Origin of the sequence: Sediminimonas qiaohouensis DSM 21189 (assembly GCF_000423645.1) — a bacterium.
GTDB lineage: Bacteria > Pseudomonadota > Alphaproteobacteria > Rhodobacterales > Rhodobacteraceae > Sediminimonas > Sediminimonas qiaohouensis.
This window is the reverse complement of the sequence record NZ_AUIJ01000001.1, coordinates 17354-41211: the sequence shown is the minus strand read 5'-3', so window position 1 is coordinate 41211 and position 23858 is coordinate 17354. Positions and strand designations below refer to the sequence as shown.

24 protein-coding genes and 1 tRNA gene are annotated in these 23858 nt (G+C 65.6%); 19 read left to right on the top strand and 6 right to left on the bottom strand.

Going from position 1 to position 23858, the window contains the following annotated elements; translation table 11 throughout:
- Positions 1–19: 19 nt before the first annotated feature.
- Genes G568_RS0100225 through G568_RS19575 form a run of 3 tightly spaced genes read right to left on the bottom strand, consistent with a single transcriptional unit; the run spans position 20 to position 4031 of the window.
- Positions 20–652: a hypothetical protein gene (locus tag G568_RS0100225; RefSeq protein WP_026756144.1), complete on the bottom strand. Its 633-nt coding sequence runs from the start codon at positions 650–652 to the stop codon at positions 20–22.
- A complete protein-coding gene (locus tag G568_RS0100220; protein WP_026756143.1) occupies positions 649–2703 on the bottom strand; it encodes a WG repeat-containing protein in 2055 nt (684 codons plus the stop codon). Before G568_RS0100220 ends, G568_RS0100225 begins: the two co-directional genes overlap by 4 nt.
- On the bottom strand, positions 2700–4031 hold the full coding sequence (locus G568_RS19575; protein ID WP_169576925.1) for a vWA domain-containing protein: 1332 nt from the start codon (positions 4029–4031) through the stop codon (positions 2700–2702). The genes G568_RS0100220 and G568_RS19575 overlap by 4 nt, the downstream gene beginning before the upstream one ends.
- Before the next feature lie 290 nt (positions 4032–4321).
- On the opposite strand from G568_RS19575, the gene G568_RS0100210 reads away from it, so the two are divergent.
- A complete protein-coding gene (locus tag G568_RS0100210) occupies positions 4322–4897 on the top strand; it encodes an outer membrane protein (RefSeq protein ID WP_051202548.1) in 576 nt (191 codons plus the stop codon).
- 310 nt (positions 4898–5207) lie between these two features.
- Here the strand turns inward: G568_RS0100210 and G568_RS20150 are convergent.
- Positions 5208–5291: transfer RNA gene (locus tag G568_RS20150), tRNA-Tyr, on the bottom strand.
- Between the two features lie 132 nt (positions 5292–5423).
- Between G568_RS20150 and rlmB the strand changes: the two genes are divergently transcribed.
- The 5 genes from rlmB to G568_RS17895 all read left to right on the top strand — a co-directional run bounded on the left by rlmB (position 5424) and on the right by G568_RS17895 (position 9103).
- A complete protein-coding gene (gene rlmB, locus G568_RS0100205) occupies positions 5424–6206 on the top strand; it encodes a 23S rRNA (guanosine(2251)-2'-O)-methyltransferase RlmB (protein WP_026756141.1) in 783 nt (260 codons plus the stop codon).
- 244 nt (positions 6207–6450) lie between these two features.
- Positions 6451–6924 (top strand): CoA-binding protein, encoded by a 474-nt coding sequence (locus G568_RS0100195; protein ID WP_026756140.1) that lies wholly within the window; start codon positions 6451–6453, stop codon positions 6922–6924.
- 13 nt (positions 6925–6937) lie between these two features.
- Entirely contained in the window at positions 6938–7603 is a 666-nt protein-coding gene (locus G568_RS0100190) for an HAD-IA family hydrolase (protein WP_026756139.1), read from the top strand.
- An 88-nt stretch (positions 7604–7691) separates the two neighbouring features.
- Positions 7692–8888: a DegT/DnrJ/EryC1/StrS family aminotransferase gene (locus G568_RS0100185; protein WP_026756138.1), complete on the top strand. Its 1197-nt coding sequence runs from the start codon at positions 7692–7694 to the stop codon at positions 8886–8888.
- The gene (locus tag G568_RS17895) at positions 8885–9103 is read left to right on the top strand and encodes a hypothetical protein (RefSeq protein ID WP_026756137.1); all 219 of its coding nucleotides are present in this window, start codon (positions 8885–8887) and stop codon (positions 9101–9103) included. The genes G568_RS0100185 and G568_RS17895 overlap by 4 nt, the downstream gene beginning before the upstream one ends.
- A 43-nt stretch (positions 9104–9146) precedes the next feature.
- Here G568_RS17895 and G568_RS20145 read toward each other — a convergent pair whose 3' ends face one another.
- On the bottom strand, positions 9147–9305 hold the full coding sequence (locus G568_RS20145; protein ID WP_157084200.1) for a hypothetical protein: 159 nt from the start codon (positions 9303–9305) through the stop codon (positions 9147–9149).
- Positions 9306–9849: 544 nt separating this feature from the next.
- Between G568_RS20145 and G568_RS0100170 the strand changes: the two genes are divergently transcribed.
- Positions 9850–11013, top strand: a complete 1164-nt coding sequence (locus G568_RS0100170) for an acyl-CoA dehydrogenase family protein (RefSeq protein WP_026756136.1) — start codon at positions 9850–9852, stop codon at positions 11011–11013.
- Between the two features lie 63 nt (positions 11014–11076).
- On the opposite strand, the gene G568_RS0100165 is transcribed toward G568_RS0100170, so the two are convergent.
- A complete protein-coding gene (locus G568_RS0100165; protein ID WP_026756135.1) occupies positions 11077–11679 on the bottom strand; it encodes an OmpW/AlkL family protein in 603 nt (200 codons plus the stop codon).
- A 128-nt stretch (positions 11680–11807) separates the two neighbouring features.
- Here G568_RS0100165 and G568_RS0100160 point away from each other — a divergent pair, with 128 nt between their 5' ends.
- From G568_RS0100160 to nuoE, 12 genes are all read left to right on the top strand, one after another.
- The gene (locus tag G568_RS0100160) at positions 11808–13373 is read left to right on the top strand and encodes an AMP-binding protein (protein ID WP_051202547.1); all 1566 of its coding nucleotides are present in this window, start codon (positions 11808–11810) and stop codon (positions 13371–13373) included.
- Positions 13370–14974: a carboxyl transferase domain-containing protein gene (locus G568_RS0100155; protein ID WP_026756133.1), complete on the top strand. Its 1605-nt coding sequence runs from the start codon at positions 13370–13372 to the stop codon at positions 14972–14974. The genes G568_RS0100160 and G568_RS0100155 overlap by 4 nt, the downstream gene beginning before the upstream one ends.
- A 133-nt stretch (positions 14975–15107) precedes the next feature.
- The gene (locus tag G568_RS0100150) at positions 15108–17063 is read left to right on the top strand and encodes an acetyl-CoA carboxylase biotin carboxylase subunit (protein ID WP_026756132.1); all 1956 of its coding nucleotides are present in this window, start codon (positions 15108–15110) and stop codon (positions 17061–17063) included.
- Positions 17064–17109: 46 nt separating this feature from the next.
- Positions 17110–17787, top strand: coding sequence for a glutathione S-transferase family protein (locus G568_RS0100145; protein WP_026756131.1), 678 nt, complete (start codon positions 17110–17112; stop codon positions 17785–17787).
- The gene (locus G568_RS0100140; RefSeq protein ID WP_026756130.1) at positions 17780–18646 is read left to right on the top strand and encodes a hydroxymethylglutaryl-CoA lyase; all 867 of its coding nucleotides are present in this window, start codon (positions 17780–17782) and stop codon (positions 18644–18646) included. Before G568_RS0100145 ends, G568_RS0100140 begins: the two co-directional genes overlap by 8 nt.
- Positions 18647–18697: 51 nt before the next feature.
- Positions 18698–19489, top strand: coding sequence for a crotonase/enoyl-CoA hydratase family protein (locus G568_RS0100135; RefSeq protein WP_026756129.1), 792 nt, complete (start codon positions 18698–18700; stop codon positions 19487–19489).
- Between the two features lie 249 nt (positions 19490–19738).
- Complete coding sequence (locus G568_RS0100130) at positions 19739–20104, top strand: NADH-quinone oxidoreductase subunit A (RefSeq protein WP_026756128.1); 366 nt, start codon at positions 19739–19741, stop codon at positions 20102–20104.
- The gene (locus tag G568_RS0100125) at positions 20101–20643 is read left to right on the top strand and encodes a NuoB/complex I 20 kDa subunit family protein (RefSeq protein ID WP_037373417.1); all 543 of its coding nucleotides are present in this window, start codon (positions 20101–20103) and stop codon (positions 20641–20643) included. Before G568_RS0100130 ends, G568_RS0100125 begins: the two co-directional genes overlap by 4 nt.
- A gap of 38 nt (positions 20644–20681) precedes the next feature.
- Positions 20682–21290: an NADH-quinone oxidoreductase subunit C gene (locus tag G568_RS0100120; protein WP_026756126.1), complete on the top strand. Its 609-nt coding sequence runs from the start codon at positions 20682–20684 to the stop codon at positions 21288–21290.
- Entirely contained in the window at positions 21287–21505 is a 219-nt protein-coding gene (locus tag G568_RS0100115) for a hypothetical protein (RefSeq protein WP_245582848.1), read from the top strand. The genes G568_RS0100120 and G568_RS0100115 overlap by 4 nt, the downstream gene beginning before the upstream one ends.
- Positions 21505–22719 (top strand): NADH-quinone oxidoreductase subunit D, encoded by a 1215-nt coding sequence (locus G568_RS0100110; RefSeq protein WP_026756124.1) that lies wholly within the window; start codon positions 21505–21507, stop codon positions 22717–22719. The genes G568_RS0100115 and G568_RS0100110 overlap by 1 nt, the downstream gene beginning before the upstream one ends.
- Positions 22720–22824: 105 nt before the next feature.
- The gene (gene nuoE / locus G568_RS17890) at positions 22825–23856 is read left to right on the top strand and encodes an NADH-quinone oxidoreductase subunit NuoE (protein ID WP_051202545.1); all 1032 of its coding nucleotides are present in this window, start codon (positions 22825–22827) and stop codon (positions 23854–23856) included.
- Positions 23857–23858: the final 2 nt, after the last annotated feature.

Genomic DNA, 23858 nt, shown 5'->3' with positions numbered 1-23858 from the left:
CCTCCTGTGGTGGTGGTGATCAATGCGGGGTGACGCGGTGAGGCACCGGGGTGTCGAGGCCGACATAGCCAAAGGCCCGAGGCCGGGCATTGCCGCACACGAAGCCGGGCGCGTGGCGGTCGGCGACGCGGCGGGCAAGGCGGTTGGCGTTTGGCGTGTCGGTCGTGTCGATATAGGCCACGATGCAGCTTTCGGTGTTTGCATCCTGGGCGACGGTGCTGATCACGAGGATCTCGCGCTTGGAGGGGTCCGGCCCGACGATCCAGCGGTGGATGGTGGCAAAGGCCTGCATCCGGCCATTGATGCGCTGACGGCGCCATTCCACGGTGTCGTGCACGGTGCTGAAGCTTGCAAAGCTTTCCCACGGGCCGAATACCGGCGCCGCGCCGTAATCAAGCGAGATGCGCGCATCGCTGTCGGCAAGCATCAGGTAAAGGCCGCCGGGGCCGGGACAGATCAGGCGCGCGCCCATGCCGGGGGGCTCGTCCCCGCCGTCATCGACCAATTGGCAATCGTTTTGCCAGTCATAGGTGCGATAGACGCTGTCCACCTCGGCGGCGGATGCGGCGCGGGGGGCGGCAAGGGCTAGCGCGGCGAGGGCACAGATGGCGATTGCGCGAAGGGTGGCGGCCCGGGAAACGGTCTGGGTCATTGGTCGGCCTCCATCGGGACGGCGGCAAAGCGGAGCGTCACGCTCCCCTCGCCGTCGATCTGGTCATGGGCGGCAAGGCTTGCCGTGACCCGGCCATTGAGGTGGCCGTTTTCGTGCTTTAGCGTGCCTTCGCCGGTGACGGGGACGCCGGCAAAGCGGATCGAAGCGGGGGCGTCCGGCCCGGCGGTGAACGCGCCGGAGTGATCTGCGGGCAGGGTCAGCTCAAGCTTGGGGCCGTGTTTGCCCAGTGACAGGGTCAGCGTACCCTCGTCACGCTGGGCGCTGGCCGGTGTGAAGAAGTTGATCAGGGGATCGTCCGGCATCGATTCCGCCAATGCCGTTACCGCGCCGGTGGTTTCAATCAGCGCAACCTCGGGGCCGGAGGTGTAGGGGATGGCGTTGAACCGGGCCGACAGATCGACCGTGTCTTGCGCGTTCTCGTTCGAGACCAGCGTCATATCGACTTGGCCGGTGAGGCCCGTCTGGTCGCGCCGCTTGAGCGTCAGCGTGCCGCCGCCGGCCGAGGCATAGCTTGGCGGGCGCGGTGCGTTGGGCCCGGCGTCCTTGACGCTGAGCCACAGGTAGGCGGAAACGGCGTTATCATCCTGGGGCGTTTTCACCGGATGCTGTCCGGCGGTGATTCCGGCGGGCAATTCGAGGCTGAGCGATACGTTTACCGGCCGGTCCTGCCAGCGCGCCGCGCCGCTGAGCGAAAGCTGCCAAGGGCCGCCGGCGTTGGTGGCGGTGTTGCCGTCCATTTCAAACGTGGACCGGTTGCAGGGCGCATCGGCGCGCTGCGGGTCCGTTTCCCCGGCGACCATGCCCGACAGGCGCAGGCGATAGGCGCTTTCGGCCAGCGCGCCGCCCGATGTCGTGCTGGGCAGGGCCGCGATGCCCGGCGCGCGGCGGCAGGCGGAGGCATCGATCACGGTGGTGCCGCCGCGGTCCAGCCAGACCAGCTTGTCCCGCGCCCATGGCAGCGCCCAGAGCATCCGTTGCGGGCCGCTGCGCGGGTCACCGGGCCCTTCGTAGGTAATATCGGGCGTGTTGCCGCAGATGTTGGTGCCATCACCCACGACCAGCGGCAAGAGGCCGTCATGATAGCGGGGCAGCCGTTTCTCGTTGCAGATCGCGTGGCGCGCGCCCGCTTGCGGGTTTACCGCGACGTTGCCCTGTGGATTGATCCAGACCGGGCCGGGCTGCACGGCGGCGCGGGCGTCGTGGAACGGGGCGGCGGCGCGGATTTCGGTTTGCTGTCCATCGGGATAGGTGGCGGATTTGAAGCGCCAATCGGTGTCATCCATGAAGCCGCTTTCGCGGCCTACGCGTACAGGGGCCAGTCCGTCGCCGTAGCGGCCAGCGTCTTGCAGGGTGAACTTGCCGGGAAAGACCAGCGCGCCGCTGGTGTCGATATAGCCCCAGTTTTCGTCGTTGATCGCGGCGGGGGCGCGCCCGCCGACGAAATCGCCGCCATCGGTGAAATCGGGGGCGATCACCATCTCGCCGCTGGTGTCGATCCATCCGACGGCGGAATATTTGCCGCGTGCCACGCGCACCCAGGCCAGCCCTTCGGAGAAGTTTCCAAGGTCGAGCACCTCTTCGTCTGAGAGGGCCTTAGGGCTCCAACGCTCGCCCGTGGGGGTGATGAAATGCGCGTCGCTATCGGCCGGGGTGGCCGCGCTACAGCCTTGCGCCATCGGCTTGTAGGGCGACAGGGCATAGCGGGCCCCGTCGATCACCACGCTGTCGGCATCATGCGCGCCCGGCTCGGCGATATAGGCGCCTGTGTTGTCGATCAGGCCCCAGCCCGCGTTGGTTTCGACGGCTGCGACGCCTTCGGAAAAGGGGCGCACCTGGCGCCATTGCGGGGCCAGACGCCATTCGCCATCGGCGCCGACAAAGCCCCATTTCGCCTCATGCGGCAGCGGGTAGAGCGGGGCGTTATCGGTGCCGGCAGCAGTGCCGCAGGGCTGCGCCAGCGCGGCGGCGCCGCTGGCAAGGGTCAGGCCCGCCGCGGCGATGATGCGGGTAAGCGTGCGACGCCCGGTCATTGCGCACCTGCCTTGACCTGGACCCGGTCGAACCACGCGAGGGTCTGTTCCGACCCCATCGTGCCGGCGAAGAGGGCTGGCGCGCCCTTGCTTCGCAGCACGGTGACGGCATCGGTTTCCAGAACCTCGGGGCCGCCATCTTGCATGGTCCAGCCATTGAGGGTCAGCCGGGCGGTGTAATCGCGGCCCGATTTCACGAGGCTGAGCGTTGCGCCCTTTTCCTCGAAATCGCGCAGGATCTGGCCAAGGTCGTAGCCGCGTACATCGCCTGCGATCTCAAGCGTGGCTTGGCTGGTGGTGCCGCCCGATACCGCCAGCAGCTTGAGCCACATGTCGTCGTTTGAATTGCCCTGGCGGTAGATCTCGGCGGCGATGAAGTTGTCGGGATCGGCGTAACGCGCGACCTGAACAATGGCGCGGCGGCCACCAAGGGTTTGGACCTCGCCCATGCGGGCGGTGAAATCCGCCGCGATTTCCCAATCGCCCTGAGGCAATTCGGCGGCGCGCCAGCGGAAGATATTTGGCTGATCCCCGGATTTGCCCATGTAGCCGGGTTTGACCGTCATCGCCATCAGTGCGCCATCTTCGAGGATGAAGCCGGAGGGATCGGCGTTTTCGACCTTCCACGCGCGGCCCAGCTCGGTGCGATCAAAGGTGTCCTCGTGCAGCGGGCCTTGCGGCTCTGGCTCAGGCTCTGGCTCGGGTTGGCTGACGGTTTGCAGGGCGTCGATCAGGCTCTCGGCGTTGGCTGCGCTCATGTATTGGCCGCCGGTTGCCTCTGACAGGCAGGCCAGTTGGCCGCCTGTGTCCTCCACATCGAAGCCGATGACATGCGCGGTCAGGGGCGTGCCGCGCTGTGCCAGGCGCTCGCCAAGGGCGCACAGGTCGGCGCCGCAGGTTTCCAACCCGTCCGTCACTACGATGATCGAGCCGGGCGCGTCCACCGAGGCCAGTTCCTTGCTTGCCGCCTCGACCGAGGCGCCGATCGGGGTTTTGCCTTTGGGCGAGATCCCGGCCATCGCCTGCTGCAGCCCGGCGCGGTCCAATGGCGCGGGCGCGCGGAGGGTCTGGATGTCGCTGCAATCGCCCTCGCGGCGGTGGCCGTATGACATCAGGCCGATCTGGTGGTCGGGAGGCCAACCGGCGAGCATCCTGTCAACCGCCCCGCGCGCGATTTCGATTTTCGGCGTGCCGTCGATCTGGCCCCACATGCTCCCCGATCCGTCGAGGATCAGCATGGTTCGCGCCGCCGCATCATCCTGCGGCAAAGCCGTGCCGGGCAATAGCGCGGCCGACAGCGTGAGGGCGAGGAAATCACTTTTCTTCAAGGCGCAGCTCCTGTCGGTTTCGGGAGCATGCCAGCGTGTTTCTTGGTGATGGTGCCTTTGGTCTGGAAATTCGCGCACCGGTTTGTTGCCTGGCATACTCCTCGCTTGGACGGTGTAAATGACGCTGCCCGATCACATCTTTTCGATCAACCCCTGTGTTATCGGGCGCGCTCCGGGGCGTTAATCAAGGTTAACAAATCCTGTTTCCCCGGGTTGATTGAGCAAAAACCCGCTGCTAGCCGTGGGGGAGTTTGGTTAACTTTACTTTGGAGGCGCAAATGAAAAAATGCATGCTTCTGGCGATTTCCGCCAGCCTCACCGCGAGTTCCGTTTTGGCGGGAGGCATCAAAGAACCTGAGCCCGACCCGGTTGTGATGGAGCCTGTGGCGCCCGCCCCGGTCTGGACCGGAGCCTATGCCGGTGGGCAAGTGGGTTTTGGCAATTTCGAGCAGGACATTTTTGAAGGAAGTGGCCTCCTCGGTGGTGTGCATGTCGGCTACATGCATCAGTTCGACGGCGGCTTCGTGCTCGGCGGTGAGGTCGATTACGATTTCACTGACGTGGAATTGTCCTCGCAGGATGGCCCGTACACGGTCGACTCCATTGCCCGGCTGAAGCTGCGTGGCGGCTTTGCCTCCGGTGAGACGCTGTTTTACGGCACTGGCGGTGTCGCAAAGGCCGAGGTGGACAAATTCCTGAATAGCTACTCCCCGCATGGCCAGTTTATCGGCGCCGGCGTCAGCCGCCTGGTGGGCGAAAGCGGCATCGTGAGCGGTGAAGTCCTCTATCATGATTTCGACGACTTCGACGGAACAGGGGAGTTGACCGGCACCACCGCGACGGTGCGCTATTCCTTCCGGTTCTAAGCGGTTGCGCTTTCTGGTGTGCGCCTGCCATCTCTTCGGGTGATCCTGCCGAGGGCATTGGCGCGCACCCCATTCGCCGCGGGGCAGCGCGACCCCGCGCGGCTTGTCGCCGACCCGGACGGGCGGCGCTTTGAGAGGCCGTGAGCGGCCACAGCACATCCAGATACGAGTTCACTTAGCGGACCCTTGGCCGCGCGAGGCGGGATCGTCATGCGTTGCGTGGGTAGTGTGCGACGAGACCGTGACGCGCACGTTCCTGCCCGTGCGCTCTGCCGGGGGCTATTGCAGCCCAGTTCATTGGTTTTGGGGGTGGTGGGCGACCCAGGAATCGAACCTGGCATGGGTCTCCCCGGCGGATTTACAGTCCGCTGCCGCACCTTGCAGCGCGTCGCCCACATTCGCAGCAAGCCGCGGAATGTGCAGGGTGATTACAAGCGAGACCAAAGGGCGTCAACAGGAAAATCCTTGCAGCCGCCCGACACCCGGCGCATGAGGGAAGGTGCAAGCCAAACCGGGGGCAGACGCCATGAAAAAGCCCAAGTGGGCCATCGAGAAGGAGCGCGCGCGCCGCGCGGCGGCATCGGAGACGGTGTGGCTGTTCGGACTGCACGCGGTGCGCGATGCGCTGACCAATCCGGCGCGCGAGAAGCTGCGCCTGCTGGTCACCCGAAACGCCGCCGACAAGCTGCGCGAAGCCATCGACGCAAGCGGCATCGAGCCCGAGATCGTGGACCCGCGCAAGTTCGCGCCGCCGATCGATCCGCAATCGGTGCACCAGGGCGCGGTTCTGGAGGTGCGGGCGCTGGAGTGGGGCAGCCTGCCCGAGCGGTGCGCGGGCGGCGACGCGCCGGGTGCTGCGCGGGTGGTGCTGCTGGACCGGGTGAGCGACCCGCATAACGTGGGCGCGATCCTGCGCTCGGCCGAGGTGTTCGGGGCACGGGCGGTGATCGCGCCGCGCCACCACAGCGCGCCCGAGACCGGCGCATTGGCCAAGACGGCCAGCGGCGCGTTGGAGCGGCAGCCCTACTTGCGGGTGCGCAACCTGTCCTCGGCCATGGAGGAATTGCGCGCGATGGGCTATATCCTGCTGGGGCTGGACGGCGAGGCAAAGCGCGAGATATCCCAAGCGGTTGCGGAATTCGGCGCGCGCCCCGTTGCGCTGGTGCTGGGGGCCGAGGGGCCGGGATTGCGGGCGAAAACGCGCGAGACCTGCGACGAGCTGGTCAGGATCGGCGCGGTGGGGGGCTTTGGCTCGCTCAACGTGTCGAACGCGGCGGCGGTCGCGCTCTATGCCGCGCGGGGCGTTTAGGGCCGATAAGGCGCGGCGCATGACGTGATCACACCTTTATGAGTGGCCCTTTTTTTTGGATTGGGCGTGCCTATATCATTGTCAGAAGCGCGAAAACGGAACTCTCGCGTTTCATTTCACTGTCCCTCGTTCCGTGACTGGCGCCCGGGTTCACCCGGGCGCTTTTTTGTCGTGCACGCCCTTGATGGGGGCGGCGGGCGATCGGATGCTTTCACCCGGTTTCAAGGCGGGGTAGAAGGGGCGCATGAACGAGACCTATAGCGACGAATTTCTCAAGACGATTCTGCGCCGCACCAAGCGGATCGCGGTGGTTGGCGTGTCGATGAACCCGGTGCGGCCCAGCTACTACGTGGCGCGCTACCTGGGCCTGAAGGGGTTCGAGGTGGTACCGGTCAACCCCGTTCACGCAGGCGAGCGCCTGTTCGGGCAGCGGGTGCATGCCGGTTTGGACGAAATCGAGGGCAGCGTGGACATGGTGGACATTTTCCGCCGGTCCGAGCATGTGCCACCGATCGTTGACGAGGCACTGGAACGGTTTACGGACCTGAAAACGATCTGGATGCAGATCGGGGTCAGCAATCCCGAGGCGGCCGAGCGCGCCCGCGCGCGCGGTGTGGACGTGGTGATGAACCGCTGTCCCAAGATCGAGTATCAGCGCCTGTTCGGTGAATTGCGCATGGGCGGCTTTGCCACCGGCGTGATCTCGTCCAAGCTATAGCAGGGCGGGCGGTATGCGCACGGTGATTTTCGACCTGGATGGCACGCTGGCCGATACCAGCCGCGATTTGATCGCGGCGGCGAATGCGTGCTTTCGCGATCTGGGGGCGGGGGATCTTCTGGATGCGGCGGGCGATGCGGCGGTGGCGTTCCGGGGCGGGCGCGCGATGCTGGCGCTGGGGTTGGAGCGGCTGGCGCATCCCAATGCCGCAGCCGCGATCGAGGCGTATTACCCGGTCCTTCTGAGGGCCTATGCGCGCGATATCGACACGCATACGGTGCTATACCCCGGTGCGATGGACGCGGTCGAGGCGCTGCGCGCTGATGGGTACGGCGTGGGGATTTGCACCAACAAGCCCGCCGCGCTGGCCGAGGCATTGCTGGAGCGGCTGGGTGTGCGCGGGGCGTTTGCGTCGATGATCGGGGCGGACACGTTGCCGGTGCGCAAGCCCGACCCAGAGCCCCTGCGCGAGGCGGCGCGGCGCGCGGGCGGCGATCCGGCGCGGACGCTGCTGGTGGGGGACACGGTGACCGACCGCAGCACCGCCCGCGCGGCGGGGGTGCCTTGTGTGCTGGTCACGTTCGGGCCGGGCGGCGCGGCGGTGGCCGACCTGCAGCCCGAAGGGGTGATCGGCGACTACGCGGAATTGCCCGGCGAGGTGCGGCGACTGATTGGCTGAGCAAGCCGGGTTGCCCCGGACGTTTGCGGCATCGCGAATGCACTTGTACGACATTGACGCCAGCGCCGCGCCGCCGCACAAATGGCGCATGACAGAGGTATTCAAGGGCAGTTTCACCCAGCAAGAGCCGATTCCCGAAGAGGGGATCGAGGCGGCGTTGGCGGTCATGCGGTCGGGGCGGCTGCACCGCTATAACACCGCCGGCGGTGAGGTAAGCGAGGTGGCCTTGCTGGAGCAGGAATTTGCCGCGCGCATGGGGGTGCCCTATGCGCTGGCGGTGGCGTCGGGGGGCTATGCCATGGCTACGGCCCTGCGCGCGGTGGGGGTGAAACCGGGCGACAAGGTGTTGAGCAACGCGTTCACGTTGGCGCCGGTGCCCGGGGCCATTGCCAGCCTCGGCGCGGTGCCGGTGCATGTCGAGGTCACGGAGGCGCTGACGCTGGACCTGGACGACCTGGCGGCGAAGGCGGATCAGGCGCGGGTGCTGCTGCTGAGCCACATGCGCGGGCATATCTGCGACATGGACCGCCTGATGGAGATCTGCGAGGGCGCGGGCATCACGGTGGTTGAGGATTGCGCGCACACGATGGGCGCGAAATGGCGCGGGCAATGGTCGGGCACGCACGGGCATATCGGGTGCTTCTCAACACAGACCTACAAGCACATGAACTCGGGCGAGGGCGGGTTCCTGATCACCCGCGACGCCGAGGCGATGGCGCGTGCGGTGGTGCTGTCGGGGTCTTACATGCTGTATGAGCGGCACCTTGCGGCGCCGGGGCCGGAGGTGTTCGAGCGGGTGAAATACGACACGCCCAACATCTCGGGACGGATGGATAACCTGCGCGCGGCGATCCTGCGGCCGCAACTGGCCCGGCTGGAGGCGCAATGCGCCGCCTGGACCGCGCGCTACGCGGTGGTCGAGGAGGGCTTGCGCGGCACGCCGGGCCTGCAGGTGATCGAGCGACCCCCGGAAGAAAGCCATGTGGGATCGTCGATCCAGTTCCTTGCGCCCGACTGGCCCGCCGCGCGGATCGAGGCGCTGGTGGCGCGTTGCGCGGCGCGCGGGGTCGAGCTGAAATGGTTCGGCGCGCCCGAGCCGGTGGGGTTCACCAGTCGCTACGATAGCTGGCGATACGCCCCGGTCGCGCCCCTGCCGCGCACCGATCGGGTGCTGGCGGGGCTTTTGGACATGCGCCTGCCGCTGACCTTCAGCCTGGACGATTGCGCGACCCTGGCCCGAATCATCCGTGCGGAGGCGGGCGCCCTGTTCCAGGCAAGGGAGTGATCTCGGTCGCCGAGGATCTGGAGACGATTCTGGTTTCCCGGAACAAGGTGCCGGGCGAGGTGATTGACCGGCTGCTTTCGCCGGATGGCCTGCTTCACAAGCCCGCTGATCCGCGGAACGCACCGCATCCCGAGAACCTGCGTTGGCATCGTGAGAATGTCTTTGGGCAGGTCGCTCTGAATGAAGGGGTAATACGGGCCACGCAGCCCGCTTGAGAGATACAGATGCTGGTCATTGGTCCCGCAAAAGTGATGATTTTTATGTTTTTACGAGAAGTTTTCCGAAATATGGCAACAGACCTGCCATCCAGATCGCCGGCCAGAAAAATTCCACTCTGAAATAGCACACCATGTCGGTTGGGAAGCCGCGCAGTTGCTGCTGGCAAGCCCATCCAATAAACCGGTCGTCATGAAGCATACCAACAGCCAAGTGGCCTGCCGTTTGATGGAAAAATGGCCGGGCGAGGCCGGGCGGTCAAGCGTTCCTTGGCTCCGGACCGCGCGTGGCCTCTCGCGGACGTCCGGTTGTGAGTGCCTCAAGCCAAACAGCGGGGGTGTCCCCGGCCTTTTGAGGGGTTTTCCAGCATGTCGGGGGGCCTGTCGAGCCCGTCTCTTGGTGATTGGGTCCGGATCGCTGTCACGCGCATGACGACGGCGCGCGAAGTCGGTGTTCGGCGGCGACGATATGGGCGAGAGAGACGGAATCAAACCCCCCGGGCAGATGACGAGAGTGCTCATGTTGGCCCCTTGTTTTGATGACCGGGTAGGCTGCGACCGGTGGTGGGGCTTGTGCTGATCCGCGCCCCGGCCCGCAAGGGGGCGCTGCCCCCATCGCCTGACGGCGATTCCCCCGGGATATTGTTGGCCAGAAGAAGGCACGGGGCGCAGGCAAAGCTTGACCCGACTCGGTTTTTGGTGTCATTTAATGAACGAGCGTTCAATAACTTGTGGAGGAGAGGCGCGTGTTCAATGCGACGATGAAGTTCGACCTGGGCGAGGATGTGAACGCTCTGCGCGACATGGTGCATCGATTTGCCCAGGAGCGGATCAAACCGATGGCGGGCGATATCGACACCTCGAACGTGTTTCCCGAGGCGCTGTGGACCGAGATGGGCGATTTGGGCCTTCTGGGGATCACCGTGGACGAGGCCTATGGCGGGGCGGGGATGTCTTATCTTGCCCATGTCGTCGCGGTCGAGGAGATCGCCCGCGCCAGCGCCAGCGTGTCGCTATCCTATGGCGCGCATTCCAACCTGTGCGTGAACCAGATCAAGCTGAACGGTAGCGACGAGCAGAAGCGCAAGTACCTCCCCGGGCTGGTTTCGGGCGCGCAGGTGGGCGCGCTGGCGATGAGCGAGCCGGGCGCGGGCAGCGACGTGGTGGGCATGAAGCTCAGGGCGGAAAAGCGCAATGATCGCTATGTTTTGAACGGCAACAAGTACTGGATCACCAACGGCCCCGATGCCGATACCCTGGTGGTGTATGCCAAGACCGACCCGGATGCCGGGGCCAAGGGGATCACCGCGTTCCTGATCGAGAAGGACATGAAGGGGTTCTCGACCAGCGTGCATTTCGACAAGCTGGGCATGCGCGGCAGCAATACTGCCGAGCTGATCTTTGATGATTGCGAGGTGCCCTTCGACAACGTGCTGGGCGAGGAAGGCAAGGGCGTGCGCGTGCTGATGTCGGGGCTGGATTACGAACGGGTTGTCCTGTCGGGGATCGGCACCGGGATCATGGCGGCCTGTTTGGACGAGGTGATGCCCTACATGGTCGAGCGCAAGCAGTTCGGCCAGAGCATCGGGGATTTCCAGCTTATGCAGGGCAAGATTGCCGACATGTACACGGCAATGAACTCGGCGCGGGCGTATGTGTACGAGGTTGCCAAGTCCTGTGACCGGGGCGAGGTCACGCGGGCCGACGCGGCGGCGTGCGTTCTTTATGCGTCGGAAGAGGCGATGAAGGTGGCGCACCAGGCGGTGCAGGCGATGGGCGGCGCGGGGTTCCTGGCCGATGCGCCGGTGGCGCGGATATTCCGCGATGCCAAGCTGATGGAGATCGGCGCGGGCACCAGCGAGATCCGCCGCATGCTGGTGGGCCGCGAGCTTATGGGCGCGATGCGCTGATGGCAACGGAAGAGGGCGCGCCATGATCGGCGCGCCCTGTCTGCAATCAAAGGGTGACAGATGTCAGAAGCGGTGCACGTAGGACAGGCCGGCGACCACCGGATCGATGTGGGTCGTGCCGATCTTGGTGCCGCCCAACTTGACATCGGAATCGATATCCATCCAACGGACATTGGCACGGATCGCGCCGCGATCACTGATCTTGAAGTCCAGGCCGACATTGACGGCAAGGCCGAAGGAGTCCTCGATCTTGAGGTTGCCAAGCGTGGTCTTCTCGTCAAAGAAGGTGGTGTAGTTGATGCCCGCGCCGACAAAAGGCGTTATATTTCCGCCATTTGCAAAGTGATATTGAAGCGACAGCGTGGGCGGCAGGTGCTTGGTCGTGGCGGTGCCAACGCCGGCAATGGTGATATTGTGCTTGAAGGGCGTCGCCGCCAGCAGCTCGATCCCGAGATTGTCGCGGATGAAATATTCCGCTGTGAGGGTAAGCTGTGTGTTGTCGTCGATCGTTGTCGCCCCACCAGCAAGCGTGCCGTTGTTGGACTTCGGGTTGACGTTCCCGAACCCCACCCCGAGGGTGTATTCGCCGGCGGATTGAGCCATCGCGGCGCCGCTGCCGAGGAGCACTGCGCAAACGGTGGCCAGGGCCGTTGTCTTACGTTTCATTTTTATCCCTTTCACTATGACGTGAGAGAGGTTTGCGCCCTGATTTCAGGTGCCTACCTTGATCTGCATCAAGATCGGGTCCGATCTTGTTGCGGCGCAGCGCCGCAGGCAGCGGCGGGAGGTGCCGCATGCTGAGCCCGGAACAGCGGATGGATGCACTGCGCCGGCGCGTAGCGGAGCCGCTGCCTGCGCGAATGAACATGGCCGCGCAGGTGTGCGACGACTGGGCAGTAACGGCGCCCGATCGGGTTGCGATCATCGACATGACGGGGCAGGCGCGGGTCGACGTGAGCTATGCGCGGCTGCAGGGCATGGCGGACGGGCTGGCGCGGGACCTGATGGCGCGGGGCGTAACAGTGGGCGACCGGGTGGGCGTTCTGCGCAGCCAGGGGGCATGGACCGCCGCCGCCCATATCGCGATATGGAAAATCGGTGCAATTTCAATACCTTTGTTCAAGCTCTTCATGCATGATGCGCTAACCTCGCGGATTGGGGATGCGGGGGCAAAGGTTGTCGTGACGGATGCCGAGGGGTGCGATCTTCTGTCGGGTATCGACGTGCAAATGGTGGTTCCCGAGACGCTGACGCTGGACGAGGCGCCGCTTGCCACGGCACAAACCGGGCCGGATGATCCTGCGGTGCTGATCTACACATCGGGCACCACGGGGGCGCCCAAGGGCGCGCTGCATGGGCACAGGGTTCTGGCCGGGCATCTGCCGGGCGTGGAGGTGAGCCATGATTTCCTAGGTCAGGAGGGCGATTGCCTGTGGACGCCCGCCGATTGGGCGTGGATCGGGGGGCTGTTTGACGTGCTGATGCCGGGGCTGGTCCTGGGCGTGCCGGTAGTGGCTGCGCGGATGGACAAATTCAGCCCTGACGAGTGCATGAAAATCATCTCGCAAGGCAATGTAAGGAATATATTTTTTCCACCAACCGCGTTGCGAATGCTGAAGGCAGCGGATGCCAGGGTGCCCGGCTTGCGGTCGGTCGCTTCTGGGGGCGAGCCACTGGGCGCGGAGATACTGGATTGGGGGCGGAAAGCGTTTGGCCTGACCATCAACGAGTTCTACGGGCAGACCGAATGCAACATGGTCGCCAGCTCTTGCGCGGCCCTGTTCCCACCGCGCCCGGGCTGCATCGGGCGGGCGGTGCCGGGGTTCGAGATCGGGGTGATTGATGAGGCCGGCTCCGCGTCTGAGGGCGAGGGTGACGTGGCCATCCGGCGCGGCGCGCGTTCGATGATGCTGGAATACTGGAACAAGCCCGACCAGACCGCCGAGAAGTTCCGGGGCGATTGGATGCTGACCGGCGACCGGGGGCAGTGGGAGGGCGAGTACCTGCGGTTTATCGGGCGCGAGGATGACGTGATCAGCAGCGCCGGCTACCGCATCGGCCCGGCCGAGATCGAGGACTGCCTGCTGCGCCACCCGGCGGTGGCGACGGCGGGGGTTGTCGGCAAGCCCGACCCGCTGCGTGGCGAGATCGTCAAGGCCTACGTGGTCCTGAAGGCGGGTTTTGCGCCAAGCGTCGAGGTTGAAGGCGAGCTGTCGGACTTTGTTAAAGAACGCCTCGCAAGGTATTCATATCCAAGAGAAATAGAGTTTCTTGATGCCCTGCCCATGACCGTGACGGGCAAGGTAATTCGCAAAGAACTGAAGCGCCGCGCGGCGGCCGAGACGGAGACGCACACATGAAGCTGACATCCAACGCAATCCCGTCCTCAGAGGCGTTCCAGGCCAACATGGCCGGCCACATGGACGCCCTGCGCATCATCGAGGAGGCCGCCGCCAAGGCCGCCGAGGGCGGCGGCGAAAAGGCCCGCGCGCGCCATGTCTCGCGCGGGAAAATGCCACCGCGCGAACGGGTGGCGAACCTTCTGGACGCGGGCAGCCCGTTTTTGGAAGTGGGCGCGACGGCGGCGCATGGCATGTATGACGGCGCCGCGCCGTGCGCGGGCCTGATCGCCGGGATCGGGCGGGTGCAGGGCCAGGAGGTGATGGTCGTGTGCAACGACGCCACCGTGAAGGGCGGCACCTATTACCCGATGACCGTCAAGAAGCATCTGCGCGCGCAGGAGATTGCCGAGGAAAACCACCTTCCCTGCATCTACCTGGTCGACTCGGGCGGCGCCAACCTGCCCAACCAGGACGAGGTTTTCCCCGATCGCGACCATTTCGGGCGCATCTTTTACAACCAGGCGAACATGTCGGCCAAGGGCATCGCGCAGATCGCGGTGGTCATGGGATCGTGCACGGCGGGGGGCGCTTATGTGCCGGCGATGTCGGATGTCACCATCATCGTGCGCGAACAGGGCACGATTTTCCTGGCCGGTCCGCCGCTGGTGAAGGCGGCGACGGGCGAGGTGGTCAGCGCCGAGGACCTGGGCGGCGGCGACGTGCACACGCGCCTGTCGGGCGTGGCCGATTACCTGGCCGAGGACGACGCGCACGCGCTGGCGCTGGCGCGGCGGGCGGTGGCCGGGCTCAACCGGGGTCGGCCCGATACGGTGCAATGGGCCACGCCGCAGGAGCCCGCCTATGACCCGGCCGAGATCCCCGGGATCGTGCCCGCGGACCTGCGCACGCCATATGACATCCGCGAGGTGATCGCGCGGGTGGTGGATGGCTCGTATTTCGACGAGTTCAAGCCGCGCTTTGGCGAGACGCTGGTGACCGGGTTTGCCCATCTCAAGGGGTGCCCGGTGGGCATCGTGGCCAACAATGGCGTGCTGTTTTCCGAGGCCGCGCAGAAGGGCGCGCATTTCGTGGAGCTGTGCAGTCATCGCAACATACCGCTGGTGTTCTTGCAGAACATCACCGGCTTCATGGTGGGGCGCCGCTATGAGAACGAGGGCATCGCGCGGCACGGTGCCAAAATGGTGACGGCGGTGGCGACGACGAAGGTTCCGAAGGTCACCATGGTCGTCGGCGGCTCGTTCGGTGCGGGGAATTATGGCATGAGTGGAAGGGCTTATAGCCCGCGCTTCATGTGGTCATGGCCGAATGCGCGGATCTCGGTCATGGGGGGCGAACAGGCGGCCGGCGTGCTGGCCACGGTCAAGCGCGATGCGATGGAGCGCGCCGGGGAAGAGTGGAGTACCGAGGACGAGGACGCCTTCAAACGCCCCACGATCGAGATGTTCGAGCGGCAATCGCATCCGCTCTATGCCAGTGCGCGGCTGTGGGATGATGGCGTGATCGATCCGCGCAAGAGCCGCGACGTGCTGGCGCTGTCGCTGTCGGCGGCGCTGAATGCGCCGATCGAGGAAACGCGCTTCGGCGTGTTCCGGATGTGATGGCGTTCGGGCCGCGACGGGTGCGGTTCGGGCATGATCCGGCGAAGGCGCGCGATGCGGGCGTGGGAGCCTCCGGCGGGAGTATTTTGGGCAAGATGAAGCAAGGCCGATGCGCCTTGTTGGGAGAAAACGGATGTTCGACAAGATCCTGATTGCCAACCGAGGCGAGATCGCCTGCCGGGTGATCGAGAGCGCGCGTGCCATGGGTGTGCGCACGGTGGCGGTGTTTTCCGAGGCAGACGCGGGCGCGCGCCATGTCGCGATGGCCGACGAGGCGTTTCCGATCGGGCCGCCGCCGCCGGGCGAGAGTTATCTCAAGGGGGATCTGCTGATCGATCTGGCGCGGCGGACCGGCGCGCAGGCGATCCATCCTGGCTATGGGTTTCTGTCCGAGAACCCCGATTTCGTGGCCGCGGTCGAGGCGGCGGGCCTGACATTCATCGGGCCATCGGCGGGGGCGATCCGGGCGATGGGTCTCAAGGATGCCGCGAAGAAGCTGATGGAGGAGGCCGGCGTGCCAGTGGTGCCTGGCTATCATGGGGCCGATCAGGACGACGCGACATTGGCGGCGAACGCGGGCGAGATCGGGTACCCGGTGTTGATCAAGGCCGTGGCGGGCGGCGGCGGCAAGGGGATGCGCCTGGTCGAGGCGGCGGGCGATTTTGCCGATGCGCTGGCCTCGGCGCGGTCGGAGGCGGCGACGGCGTTCGGCAATTCCGATGTTCTGGTGGAGAAATTCATCACCAAGCCGCGCCATATCGAGGTGCAGGTTTTCGGCGACGGCGCCCGCGCGGTGCATCTGTTCGAGCGGGACTGTTCGCTTCAGCGGCGCCACCAGAAGGTGATCGAGGAGGCCCCCGCGCCCGGCATGACCGAGGAAATGCGCGCCGCGATGGGGCAGGCGGCGGTGCGCGCGGCCGAGGCGATCGGCTATAGCGGGGCGGGCACGGTGGAGTTCATCGTGGATGCCAGCGAGGGGCTGCGACCCGACCGGTTCTGGTTCATGGAGATGAACACCCGCCTGCAGGTGGAACATCCGGTGACCGAGGCGATCACCGGCGTTGACCTGGTGGAATGGCAATTGCGCGTCGCCGCCGGCGAGGCGTTGCCGATGGGGCAGGAAGAGCTGTCGATCAGCGGTCATGCCTTTGAAGCGCGGCTATATGCCGAGGATGTGCCGAAGGGGTTTTTGCCGGCGACCGGCACGCTGGAGCATTTGGCGTTTCCGGGCAATGCGCGGGCCGACACCGGCGTGCGCAGCGGCGATGTGATCAGCCCGTTTTACGACCCGATGATTGCCAAGCTGATCGTGCACGGGCCGACGCGGGCGATCGCGCTGGCGCGGCTGCGGCAGGCGCTGGAGCAGTGCGAGGTGGCCGGCACGGTGACCAACCTGTCGTTCCTGGGCGCATTGGCGTGGCACGAAGGGTTCAGCGCGGGCGACGTGGATACCGGCCTGATCGGGCGCGACATCGACGCGCTGATGGCGGCGCCCGAGCCGGAGCCCGCGCATTGGGCGCAGGCGGCGCTGGTGGTCACTGGCCTGTGGGAGGCGCGGGGTGAGGAGACCGGCTTTGCCCTGTGGCAGCCATTGGCGCGGGCGGTATTGCTGCGCTACCGCGACGAGGAACAGCGCCTGGTGATCCGGGCGCACGGGCCGCATCGGCACGTGGTGACGCTGGAGGATGGCACCGAGGTCGAGGCGCGCAGGCAGGCGGGGCAGTGGACGCTGGACGGGCGGCCGGCCGCGCCTTTTGCGGTGGTGCCCGGTGCGGTGACGGTGTTTGATGCCTATGGTCAGCGTTTTGGCCGCGTTGATCTGCTGGAGCGCGCGGCGGGCGCCGACGGCGACGGCAACGTGATCGAGGCGCCGATGCCCGGCATGGTGCGCAGCGTCAGCGCCGTCGCGGGGCAGAAGGTGGTCACGGGCGATCGGCTGGCGGTGCTGGAGGCGATGAAGATGGAGCATGCCCTTGTCGCCGCCCGCGATGGTGTGATCGAAGAGGTGCTGGTAAGCGAAGGCACGCAGGTGGAGGCGGGTGCGGCGCTGATCCGGCTGGCCGCCGAGGATGCGGCGCCGGCGGACTGAGCGGCGGCGCCCCTTGCGCGCGACGACAACAACGAAAGGAACGCCCATGATCACGTTGCATCATTGCCCGCAGAGCCGCTCGATGCGGGTTTTGTGGCTGCTCAACGAGCTGGAGGTCGAGTTTCGCCTGTCGGTGCATGCCTTTGACAAGTCGCTGCGCGCTCCCGAGTACCTGAGCCTGTCGCCCGCCGGGCGGGTGCCCGCGCTGGAGATCGACGGCGAGCGCATGTTCGAGAGCGGCGCGATGATGGAATACCTGTGCGAGCGGTTCCCCGAGAGGGGGCTGGGCCGCCTGCCCGGAGAGCCGGACCGCATGGCGTGGCTGGTGTGGCTGCATTTCGCCGAAACGATCAGCCAGCACGTTGCGGCCCTGACGCAGCAGCACGTGGTGCTGTACGACGACGCGATGCGCAGCCCGACGGTGATGAAGCTGGAGGCGGCGCGGCTGCGCAAGTGCTATGCCGCGATCGAGGGGCGGTTGAGCACCCCGGTGGAGAACCGCGACTACCTGCTGACCAGCGGCTTTTCGGCCTGTGACATCGCGGTGGGGCAGGCGGTATACATGGCGCGCTATTTCGCCCGCACGGATGATTTTCCGGAGCTGGAGAAGTGGTACGGCGCGATCACCGAGCGCGACACGTTCCGCGATGCGCTGCCCGATGCGGGGTCCGAGCTGATTTATGCGCAGCCGTTCTATGCCCCGTGGGAGGTGAGCGATGCCTGAACAGGTCGAGATATTCGAGGTTGGCCCGCGCGACGGGTTGCAAAACGAGGCGCGGGAAATCGCGACGGCGGACAAGGTGGCGCTGGTGGATTGCCTGAGCGGGGCAGGGTTCCGGCGCATCGAGGTGGCCAGCTTCGTCAGCCCCAAATGGGTGCCGCAGATGGCGGATTCGGCCCAAGTGCTGGCGGGAATACGGCGCGCGCCGGGGGTGTCCTATGCGGCGCTGACGCCTAACATGAAGGGGCTGGAGCGCGCGATGGCGGCGCGGGCCGACGAGGTGGCGATCTTTGGCTCGGCCTCGGAAGGGTTCAGCCGGGCCAATATCAACGCCAGCATCGCAGAGTCGCTAGAGCGGTTTGCCCCGGTGGCCGAGGCGGCGCGCGGCGCGGGGCTGCCGGTGCGCGGTTATATCTCGTGCGTGTGCGAGTGCCCGTATGATGGCGCGGTGGACCCGGCGCAGGTGGTGCGCGTGGCGGCCGAGCTGGACGCCATGGGGTGCTACGAGATCAGCCTTGGCGACACCATCGGGCGGGCGACGCCCGCGCAGGTGGATGCGATGCTGGACAAGGTGCTGGAGGTGATCGCGCCCGAGCGGTTGGCGGGGCATTTCCACGACACCAGCGGTCTGGCGCTGGACAATATCGAGGTGGCGCTTGCGCGTGGGCTGCGGGTGTTCGATGCCGCGGTCGGGGGCTTGGGCGGTTGCCCCTATGCGCCCGGCGCGGCGGGCAACGTGGCGACCGAGGCGGTGCATGCGCGCTTGTCCGAGCTGGGATACGACACCGGGCTGGATGCGCAGGTTTTGGGCCAAGCCGCCGACATGGCGCGGGGGATGCGTGGTGAGGCGCCGAAATCTTGAAAAGATTTCGGATGAATTTCCTTTGAGGAAATTTGTAGCGAGGAGGAGATGATGGGCGATACGATCAGCATCGAAAGGGACAGCCGGGGCGTGGCGACCCTGTGGCTGGACCTGGCGGACAAGCACAACGCGCTGTCGGCACGGATGATCGCCGAGATTACGCAGGCGGCGCAGGATCTGGGCGCGGATGACACCGTGCGCGTGGTGGTTCTGGCCGCGCGCGGAAAAAGCTTTTGCGCGGGCGGCGATCTGGGCTGGATGCGCGATCAGATGGCGGCGGAGCCGGCGCAGCGCGCCGAGGAGGCCGGCAAGCTGGCGTGGATGCTTCAGGCGCTGAACACCCTGCCCAAGCCGTTGATCGGCCGGGTGCATGGCAATGCCTTTGGCGGCGGCGTGGGCATGGCCAGCGTTTGCGACATCGCGATCGGGGGCGATGCGGTTCTGATGGGGCTGACGGAAACCCGGCTGGGCCTGATCCCGGCGACGATCGGGCCTTATGTCTGCGCACGCATGGGCGAGGCGCGGGCGCGCCGCGTGTTCATGTCGGGCCGCCGGTTCGGTGCCGGCGAGGCGGTCGATCTGGGCCTTCTGGCGCGGGTGGTGCCGGGCGAGGACCTGGATGCGGCGGTGGAGGCCGAGGTCGCGCCCTACCTGGAGTGCGCGCCGGAGGCGGTGGCGCGGGCCAAGGCGCTCTTGCGCGAGTTGGGGCCGCGCATCGACGAGGCGGTCGTGCGCCACACCATTGACGAGCTGGCTGCGTGCTGGACCGGGGACGAGGCGCCCGAAGGCATCGCCGCCTTTTTCGACAAGCGCAAACCGCGTTGGCAGGGCGGGGCAGGCTAGCCGCGCGGCGCGATTCGACCGGCGCCGTTCCGGGCGCGCGCGCGGGCGCCTGACCAATTGCCGCAGTGCCGCCCGCGCGCCGCCTTTGTGTGCCAAGGTATACAGGGATTTCGCCGCCGCGCGCACGATGGATTGTATTTATTGAATGTGACCGTCGCTCGGTTGACCCTGTCATGGGGCGGGAGTAAACCCGTCCCAGCCTGTTCAGCCAGCCAAATGCGTGCCCGACACGCATGAAAGGAGCCGCTCTTGGAAGAGATGTTGAGGGAATATCTGCCCATCCTCGTTCTTCTGGGCATTGCCATCGGACTTGGTATTGTTCTGATCCTCGCCGCCGTCATCCTTGCGGTGCGTCATCCCGACCCGGAAAAACTGTCGGCTTATGAATGCGGGTTCAACGCGTTCGACGACGCGCGCATGAAATTCGACGTGCGGTTCTACCTTGTGTCGATCCTGTTCATCATCTTCGATCTGGAGATCGCGATGCTGTTCCCCTGGGCGGTTGCGTTCAAGGATGTGTCGATGTTGGGATTCTGGTCGATGATGGTTTTCCTGGCCGTTCTGACGGCCGGATTTGCCTATGAGTGGAAGAAAGGAGCACTGGAATGGGAATGAATACCAATCCATTGCAGTCCGGCGGCAACACTGCGGGGGCCGACCGCGAGGTCGCGTCGCAGGAATTGAACCGTGAATTGCAGGACAAGGGCTTTCTGCTGACCTCGACCGAGGACATCATCAACTGGGCCCGCACCGGCAGCCTGCACTGGATGACCTTCGGGTTGGCGTGCTGCGCGGTCGAGATGATGCAATCGTCGATGCCGCGTTATGACCTCGAGCGGTATGGCACCGCCCCGCGCGCCAGCCCGCGCCAGTCGGACCTGATGATCGTGGCGGGCACGCTGACCAACAAGATGGCGCCGGCGCTGCGCAAGGTCTATGACCAGATGCCCGAGCCGCGCTACGTGATCTCGATGGGAAGCTGCGCCAACGGGGGCGGCTATTACCACTACAGCTACTCGGTGGTGCGCGGCTGTGACCGGATCGTGCCCGTGGATATCTACGTGCCGGGCTGTCCGCCGACGGCCGAGGCGCTGATGTATGGCCTGATGCAGTTGCAGCGCAAGATCCGCCGCACCGGAACGATCGTGCGCTGAGCGCCGTCGCCGCCAGCCACCTGGAAGGAAGATGCACGATGAGTGAAGCACTGAGGGAACTGGGAGCGCATATCGAGGCGAAGCGCCCCGATTGCGTGGTGGACTGGAATATCAGCCACGGCGAGTTGAACGTCGATGTCGCCCCGAGCAACCTCAAGGGGTTGGTGGATTTCCTCAAGTCCGACCCCAATTGCCGGTTCTCGACGCTGGTGGACATCACCGGGGTCGATTACCCCGGCCGGGCCAAGCGGTTCGACCTGGTCTATCATTTCCTGTCGATGTACCAGAACCAGCGCATCCGCCTGCGGGTTGGCCTGCGCGAGGATGACATGGCGCATTCGATCGTGGATATTCACCCCTCGGCCGACTGGTTCGAGCGCGAGGTGTTCGACATGTTCGGCATCCTGTTCTCGGGGCACCCGGACCTGCGCCGCATCCTGACCGATTACGGCTTTCGAGGTCATCCGCTCCGCAAGGATTTCCCGACCACCGGGTATACCGAGGTGCGCTATGACGAGGTGCTCAAGCGGGTGGTCTATGAGCCGGTGAACCTGGTGCAGGAATACCGTCAGTTCGATTTCCTCAGCCCCTGGGAGGGGGCGGAATACATCCTGCCGGGTGACGAGAAACAGGAGGGCGCGAAATGATGGGCTATGGATATGGCATGGGCGTGGGCATGGGCGCCTTCGGGTTTGTCTGGTTCGTCGTGTTCGCGGCGCTGATCGTCATCCCGTTCTGGCGGTTGTTGCCGCGTTTCGGCATTCCGAATTGGGTGTCGCTAGTGGCGATCATCCCGCTGGCGGCGTTGATTTTGCTATGGGTCATTGCCTTCAAGGACAAGATTGACGGAGGCACCGCGTGATGGACGGCTCCAAAGGCTTCGAAGACGCCCGCACGGGCGAGCAGAAGATCCGCAATTTCAACATCAACTTCGGGCCGCAACACCCGGCGGCGCACGGCGTGCTGCGCCTTGTGCTGGAGCTGGACGGCGAGATTGTAGAACGGTGCGATCCGCATATCGGCCTGCTGCATCGCGGTACCGAGAAGCTGATGGAAAGCCGCACTTATCTGCAGAACCTGCCCTACCTGGATCGGCTGGATTACGTGGCGCCGATGAACCAGGAACACGCCTGGTGCCTGGCGATCGAGCGGCTGACGGGGGTCGAGGTGCCGCGGCGCGCCTCGCTGATCCGGGTGCTGTTTTCAGAGATCGGGCGCGTCCTCAGCCACCTGTTGAACGTCACCACGCAGGCCATGGACGTGGGCGCCCTGACGCCGCCGCTATGGGGGTTCGAGGAACGCGAAAAGCTGATGATCTTCTACGAGCGGGCATGCGGTGCGCGCCTGCACGCGGCGTATTTCCGCCCCGGCGGGGTGCATCAGGATCTGCCGCCTGAGTTGTTGGATGATATCGAGGAATGGGCGGGCCATTTCCCCTCGGTTCTGGACGATATCGAATCCCTGCTGACCGAGAACCGCGTGTTCAAGCAGCGCAACGTCGATATTGGCGTGGTCAACGAACAGGACATCCTCGACTGGGGCTTTTCGGGCGTGATGGTGCGCGGCTCGGGGCTGGCGTGGGATTTGCGCCGCTCGCAGCCCTACGAGTGCTATGACGAGTTCGACTTCCAGATCCCCGTCGGCAAGAACGGCGATTGCTATGATCGCTACCTTGTCCGGATGGCCGAGATGCGCCAATCGACCAACATCATCCGCCAGGCCATCGCCAAGCTGCGCGATGAGCAGGGCGACATCCTTTCACGCGGCAAGATCACGCCGCCCAAGCGGGGCGAGATGAAGCAATCGATGGAGGCGCTGATCCATCACTTCAAGCTGTATACCGAGGGCTTCCACGTCCCCGAGGGCGAGGTTTACGCCGCCGTCGAGGCCCCCAAGGGCGAGTTCGGCGTCTACCTGGTGTCCGATGGCACCAACAAGCCCTACCGCGCCAAGCTGCGCGCGCCGGGTTTCCTGCACCTGCAGGCGATGGATCACGTGACGACGGGTCACCAACTGGCCGACGTGGCGGCGATCATCGGCACCATGGATGTCGTGTTCGGGGAGATCGACAGGTGAGCGAACGTGCCGATGGCGATCTTCATCTTGCTACAAATACTCCCGCCGGAGGCGCCCGCACCCGCGGCCCGCGCCGCGGCCCGATTTTCGAGGACTGACTGAGCCATGCTGCGCCGTTTGCATCACGACCAACCCGATAGTTTCGCCTTCACGCCCGACAACCTGAAATGGGCCGAGGCGCAGATCACCAAGTATCCCGAGGGCCGCCAGGCCAGCGCGATCATTCCGCTGTTGTGGCGCGCGCAGGAGCAGGAAGGCTGGCTGACGCGGCCGGCGATCGAGTACGTGGCCGACATGCTGGACATGGATTACATTCGCGCGCTCGAGGTGGCGACGTTCTATTTCATGTTCCAATTGGCGCCGGTCGGCTCGGTCGCGCATGTGCAGGTTTGCGGCACCACGCCGTGCATGCTGTGCGGGTCGGAGAACCTGATCGAGGTGTGCCGCGAGAAGATCGCGAAACACCCGCATCAGCTAAGCGCTGATGGCAAGCTGAGCTGGGAAGAGGTGGAATGCCTCGGGGCCTGCTCAAATGCGCCGATGGCTCAGATCGGCAAGGACTACTACGAGGACCTGACCAGCGAGAGCTTTGGCCACATACTGGACGAGCTGGTCGCGGGCCGCGTCCCGACGCCGGGGCCGCAGAACGGGCGCTATGCCTCCGAGCCGGAATCGGGGCTGACCAGCCTCAAGGAATACGAGGCCGGCCGCGCGCCGCAAAACGCGGCGGTGACAATGGCGAGCGAGCTGGGCGACACGGTCAAGCGGATCGACGGCAGCGAAGTGCCGATCAGCACGCCGTGGCTGGGCAAGGGTAAATCCGCGCCGCGTCCGGCGCCCGCGAAATCCTCGGTCAAGACACCGAACCCGGCCGCCCCGTCAGACGGCGTCGGGACCAAGCCGGAGCTGCTGGACAAGGCCCGCCCCGAGGGGCCGGACGACCTGAAGCAGATCAAGGGCGTTGGTCCCAAACTGGAAAAGCTGCTGAACCAGATCGGCGTTTTTCATTTCGATCAGATCGCGGGTTGGAGCGCCGACGAGGTGGCCTGGGCGGACGAGAACCTTGTCGGGTTCAAGGGCCGCGTCAGCCGTGACGACTGGGTCGGGCAGGCGCAGCGGCTGGCCCAGGGCGGATGACA

Bases quoted from the DNA above. Each gene is read 5' to 3' on its own strand.
- G568_RS0100225 (WP_026756144.1), bottom strand. From the start codon at position 652: ATGACCCAGACCGTTTCCCGGGCCGCCACCCTTCGCGCAATCGCCATC.
- rlmB (WP_026756141.1), top strand. From the start codon at position 5,424: ATGAAAAAGCCCAAGTGGGCCATCGAGAAGGAGCGCGCGCGCCGCGCG.
- G568_RS0100190 (WP_026756139.1), top strand. From the start codon at position 6,938: ATGCGCACGGTGATTTTCGACCTGGATGGCACGCTGGCCGATACCAGC.
- G568_RS0100155 (WP_026756133.1), top strand. From the start codon at position 13,370: ATGAAGCTGACATCCAACGCAATCCCGTCCTCAGAGGCGTTCCAGGCC.
- G568_RS0100165 (WP_026756135.1), bottom strand. From the start codon at position 11,679: ATGAAACGTAAGACAACGGCCCTGGCCACCGTTTGCGCAGTGCTCCTC.
- G568_RS0100195 (WP_026756140.1), top strand. From the start codon at position 6,451: ATGAACGAGACCTATAGCGACGAATTTCTCAAGACGATTCTGCGCCGC.
- G568_RS0100160 (WP_051202547.1), top strand. From the start codon at position 11,808: ATGCTGAGCCCGGAACAGCGGATGGATGCACTGCGCCGGCGCGTAGCG.
- G568_RS0100135 (WP_026756129.1), top strand. From the start codon at position 18,698: ATGGGCGATACGATCAGCATCGAAAGGGACAGCCGGGGCGTGGCGACC.
- G568_RS0100145 (WP_026756131.1), top strand. From the start codon at position 17,110: ATGATCACGTTGCATCATTGCCCGCAGAGCCGCTCGATGCGGGTTTTG.
- G568_RS0100150 (WP_026756132.1), top strand. From the start codon at position 15,108: ATGTTCGACAAGATCCTGATTGCCAACCGAGGCGAGATCGCCTGCCGG.
- G568_RS0100185 (WP_026756138.1), top strand. From the start codon at position 7,692: ATGACAGAGGTATTCAAGGGCAGTTTCACCCAGCAAGAGCCGATTCCC.
- G568_RS0100220 (WP_026756143.1), bottom strand. From the start codon at position 2,703: ATGACCGGGCGTCGCACGCTTACCCGCATCATCGCCGCGGCGGGCCTG.
- G568_RS0100210 (WP_051202548.1), top strand. From the start codon at position 4,322: ATGCTTCTGGCGATTTCCGCCAGCCTCACCGCGAGTTCCGTTTTGGCG.
- G568_RS0100125 (WP_037373417.1), top strand. From the start codon at position 20,101: ATGAATACCAATCCATTGCAGTCCGGCGGCAACACTGCGGGGGCCGAC.
- G568_RS0100110 (WP_026756124.1), top strand. From the start codon at position 21,505: ATGGACGGCTCCAAAGGCTTCGAAGACGCCCGCACGGGCGAGCAGAAG.
- nuoE (WP_051202545.1), top strand. From the start codon at position 22,825: ATGCTGCGCCGTTTGCATCACGACCAACCCGATAGTTTCGCCTTCACG.
- G568_RS0100115 (WP_245582848.1), top strand. From the start codon at position 21,287: ATGATGGGCTATGGATATGGCATGGGCGTGGGCATGGGCGCCTTCGGG.
- G568_RS20145 (WP_157084200.1), bottom strand. From the start codon at position 9,305: ATGCTTCATGACGACCGGTTTATTGGATGGGCTTGCCAGCAGCAACTG.
- G568_RS0100120 (WP_026756126.1), top strand. From the start codon at position 20,682: ATGAGTGAAGCACTGAGGGAACTGGGAGCGCATATCGAGGCGAAGCGC.
- G568_RS0100140 (WP_026756130.1), top strand. From the start codon at position 17,780: ATGCCTGAACAGGTCGAGATATTCGAGGTTGGCCCGCGCGACGGGTTG.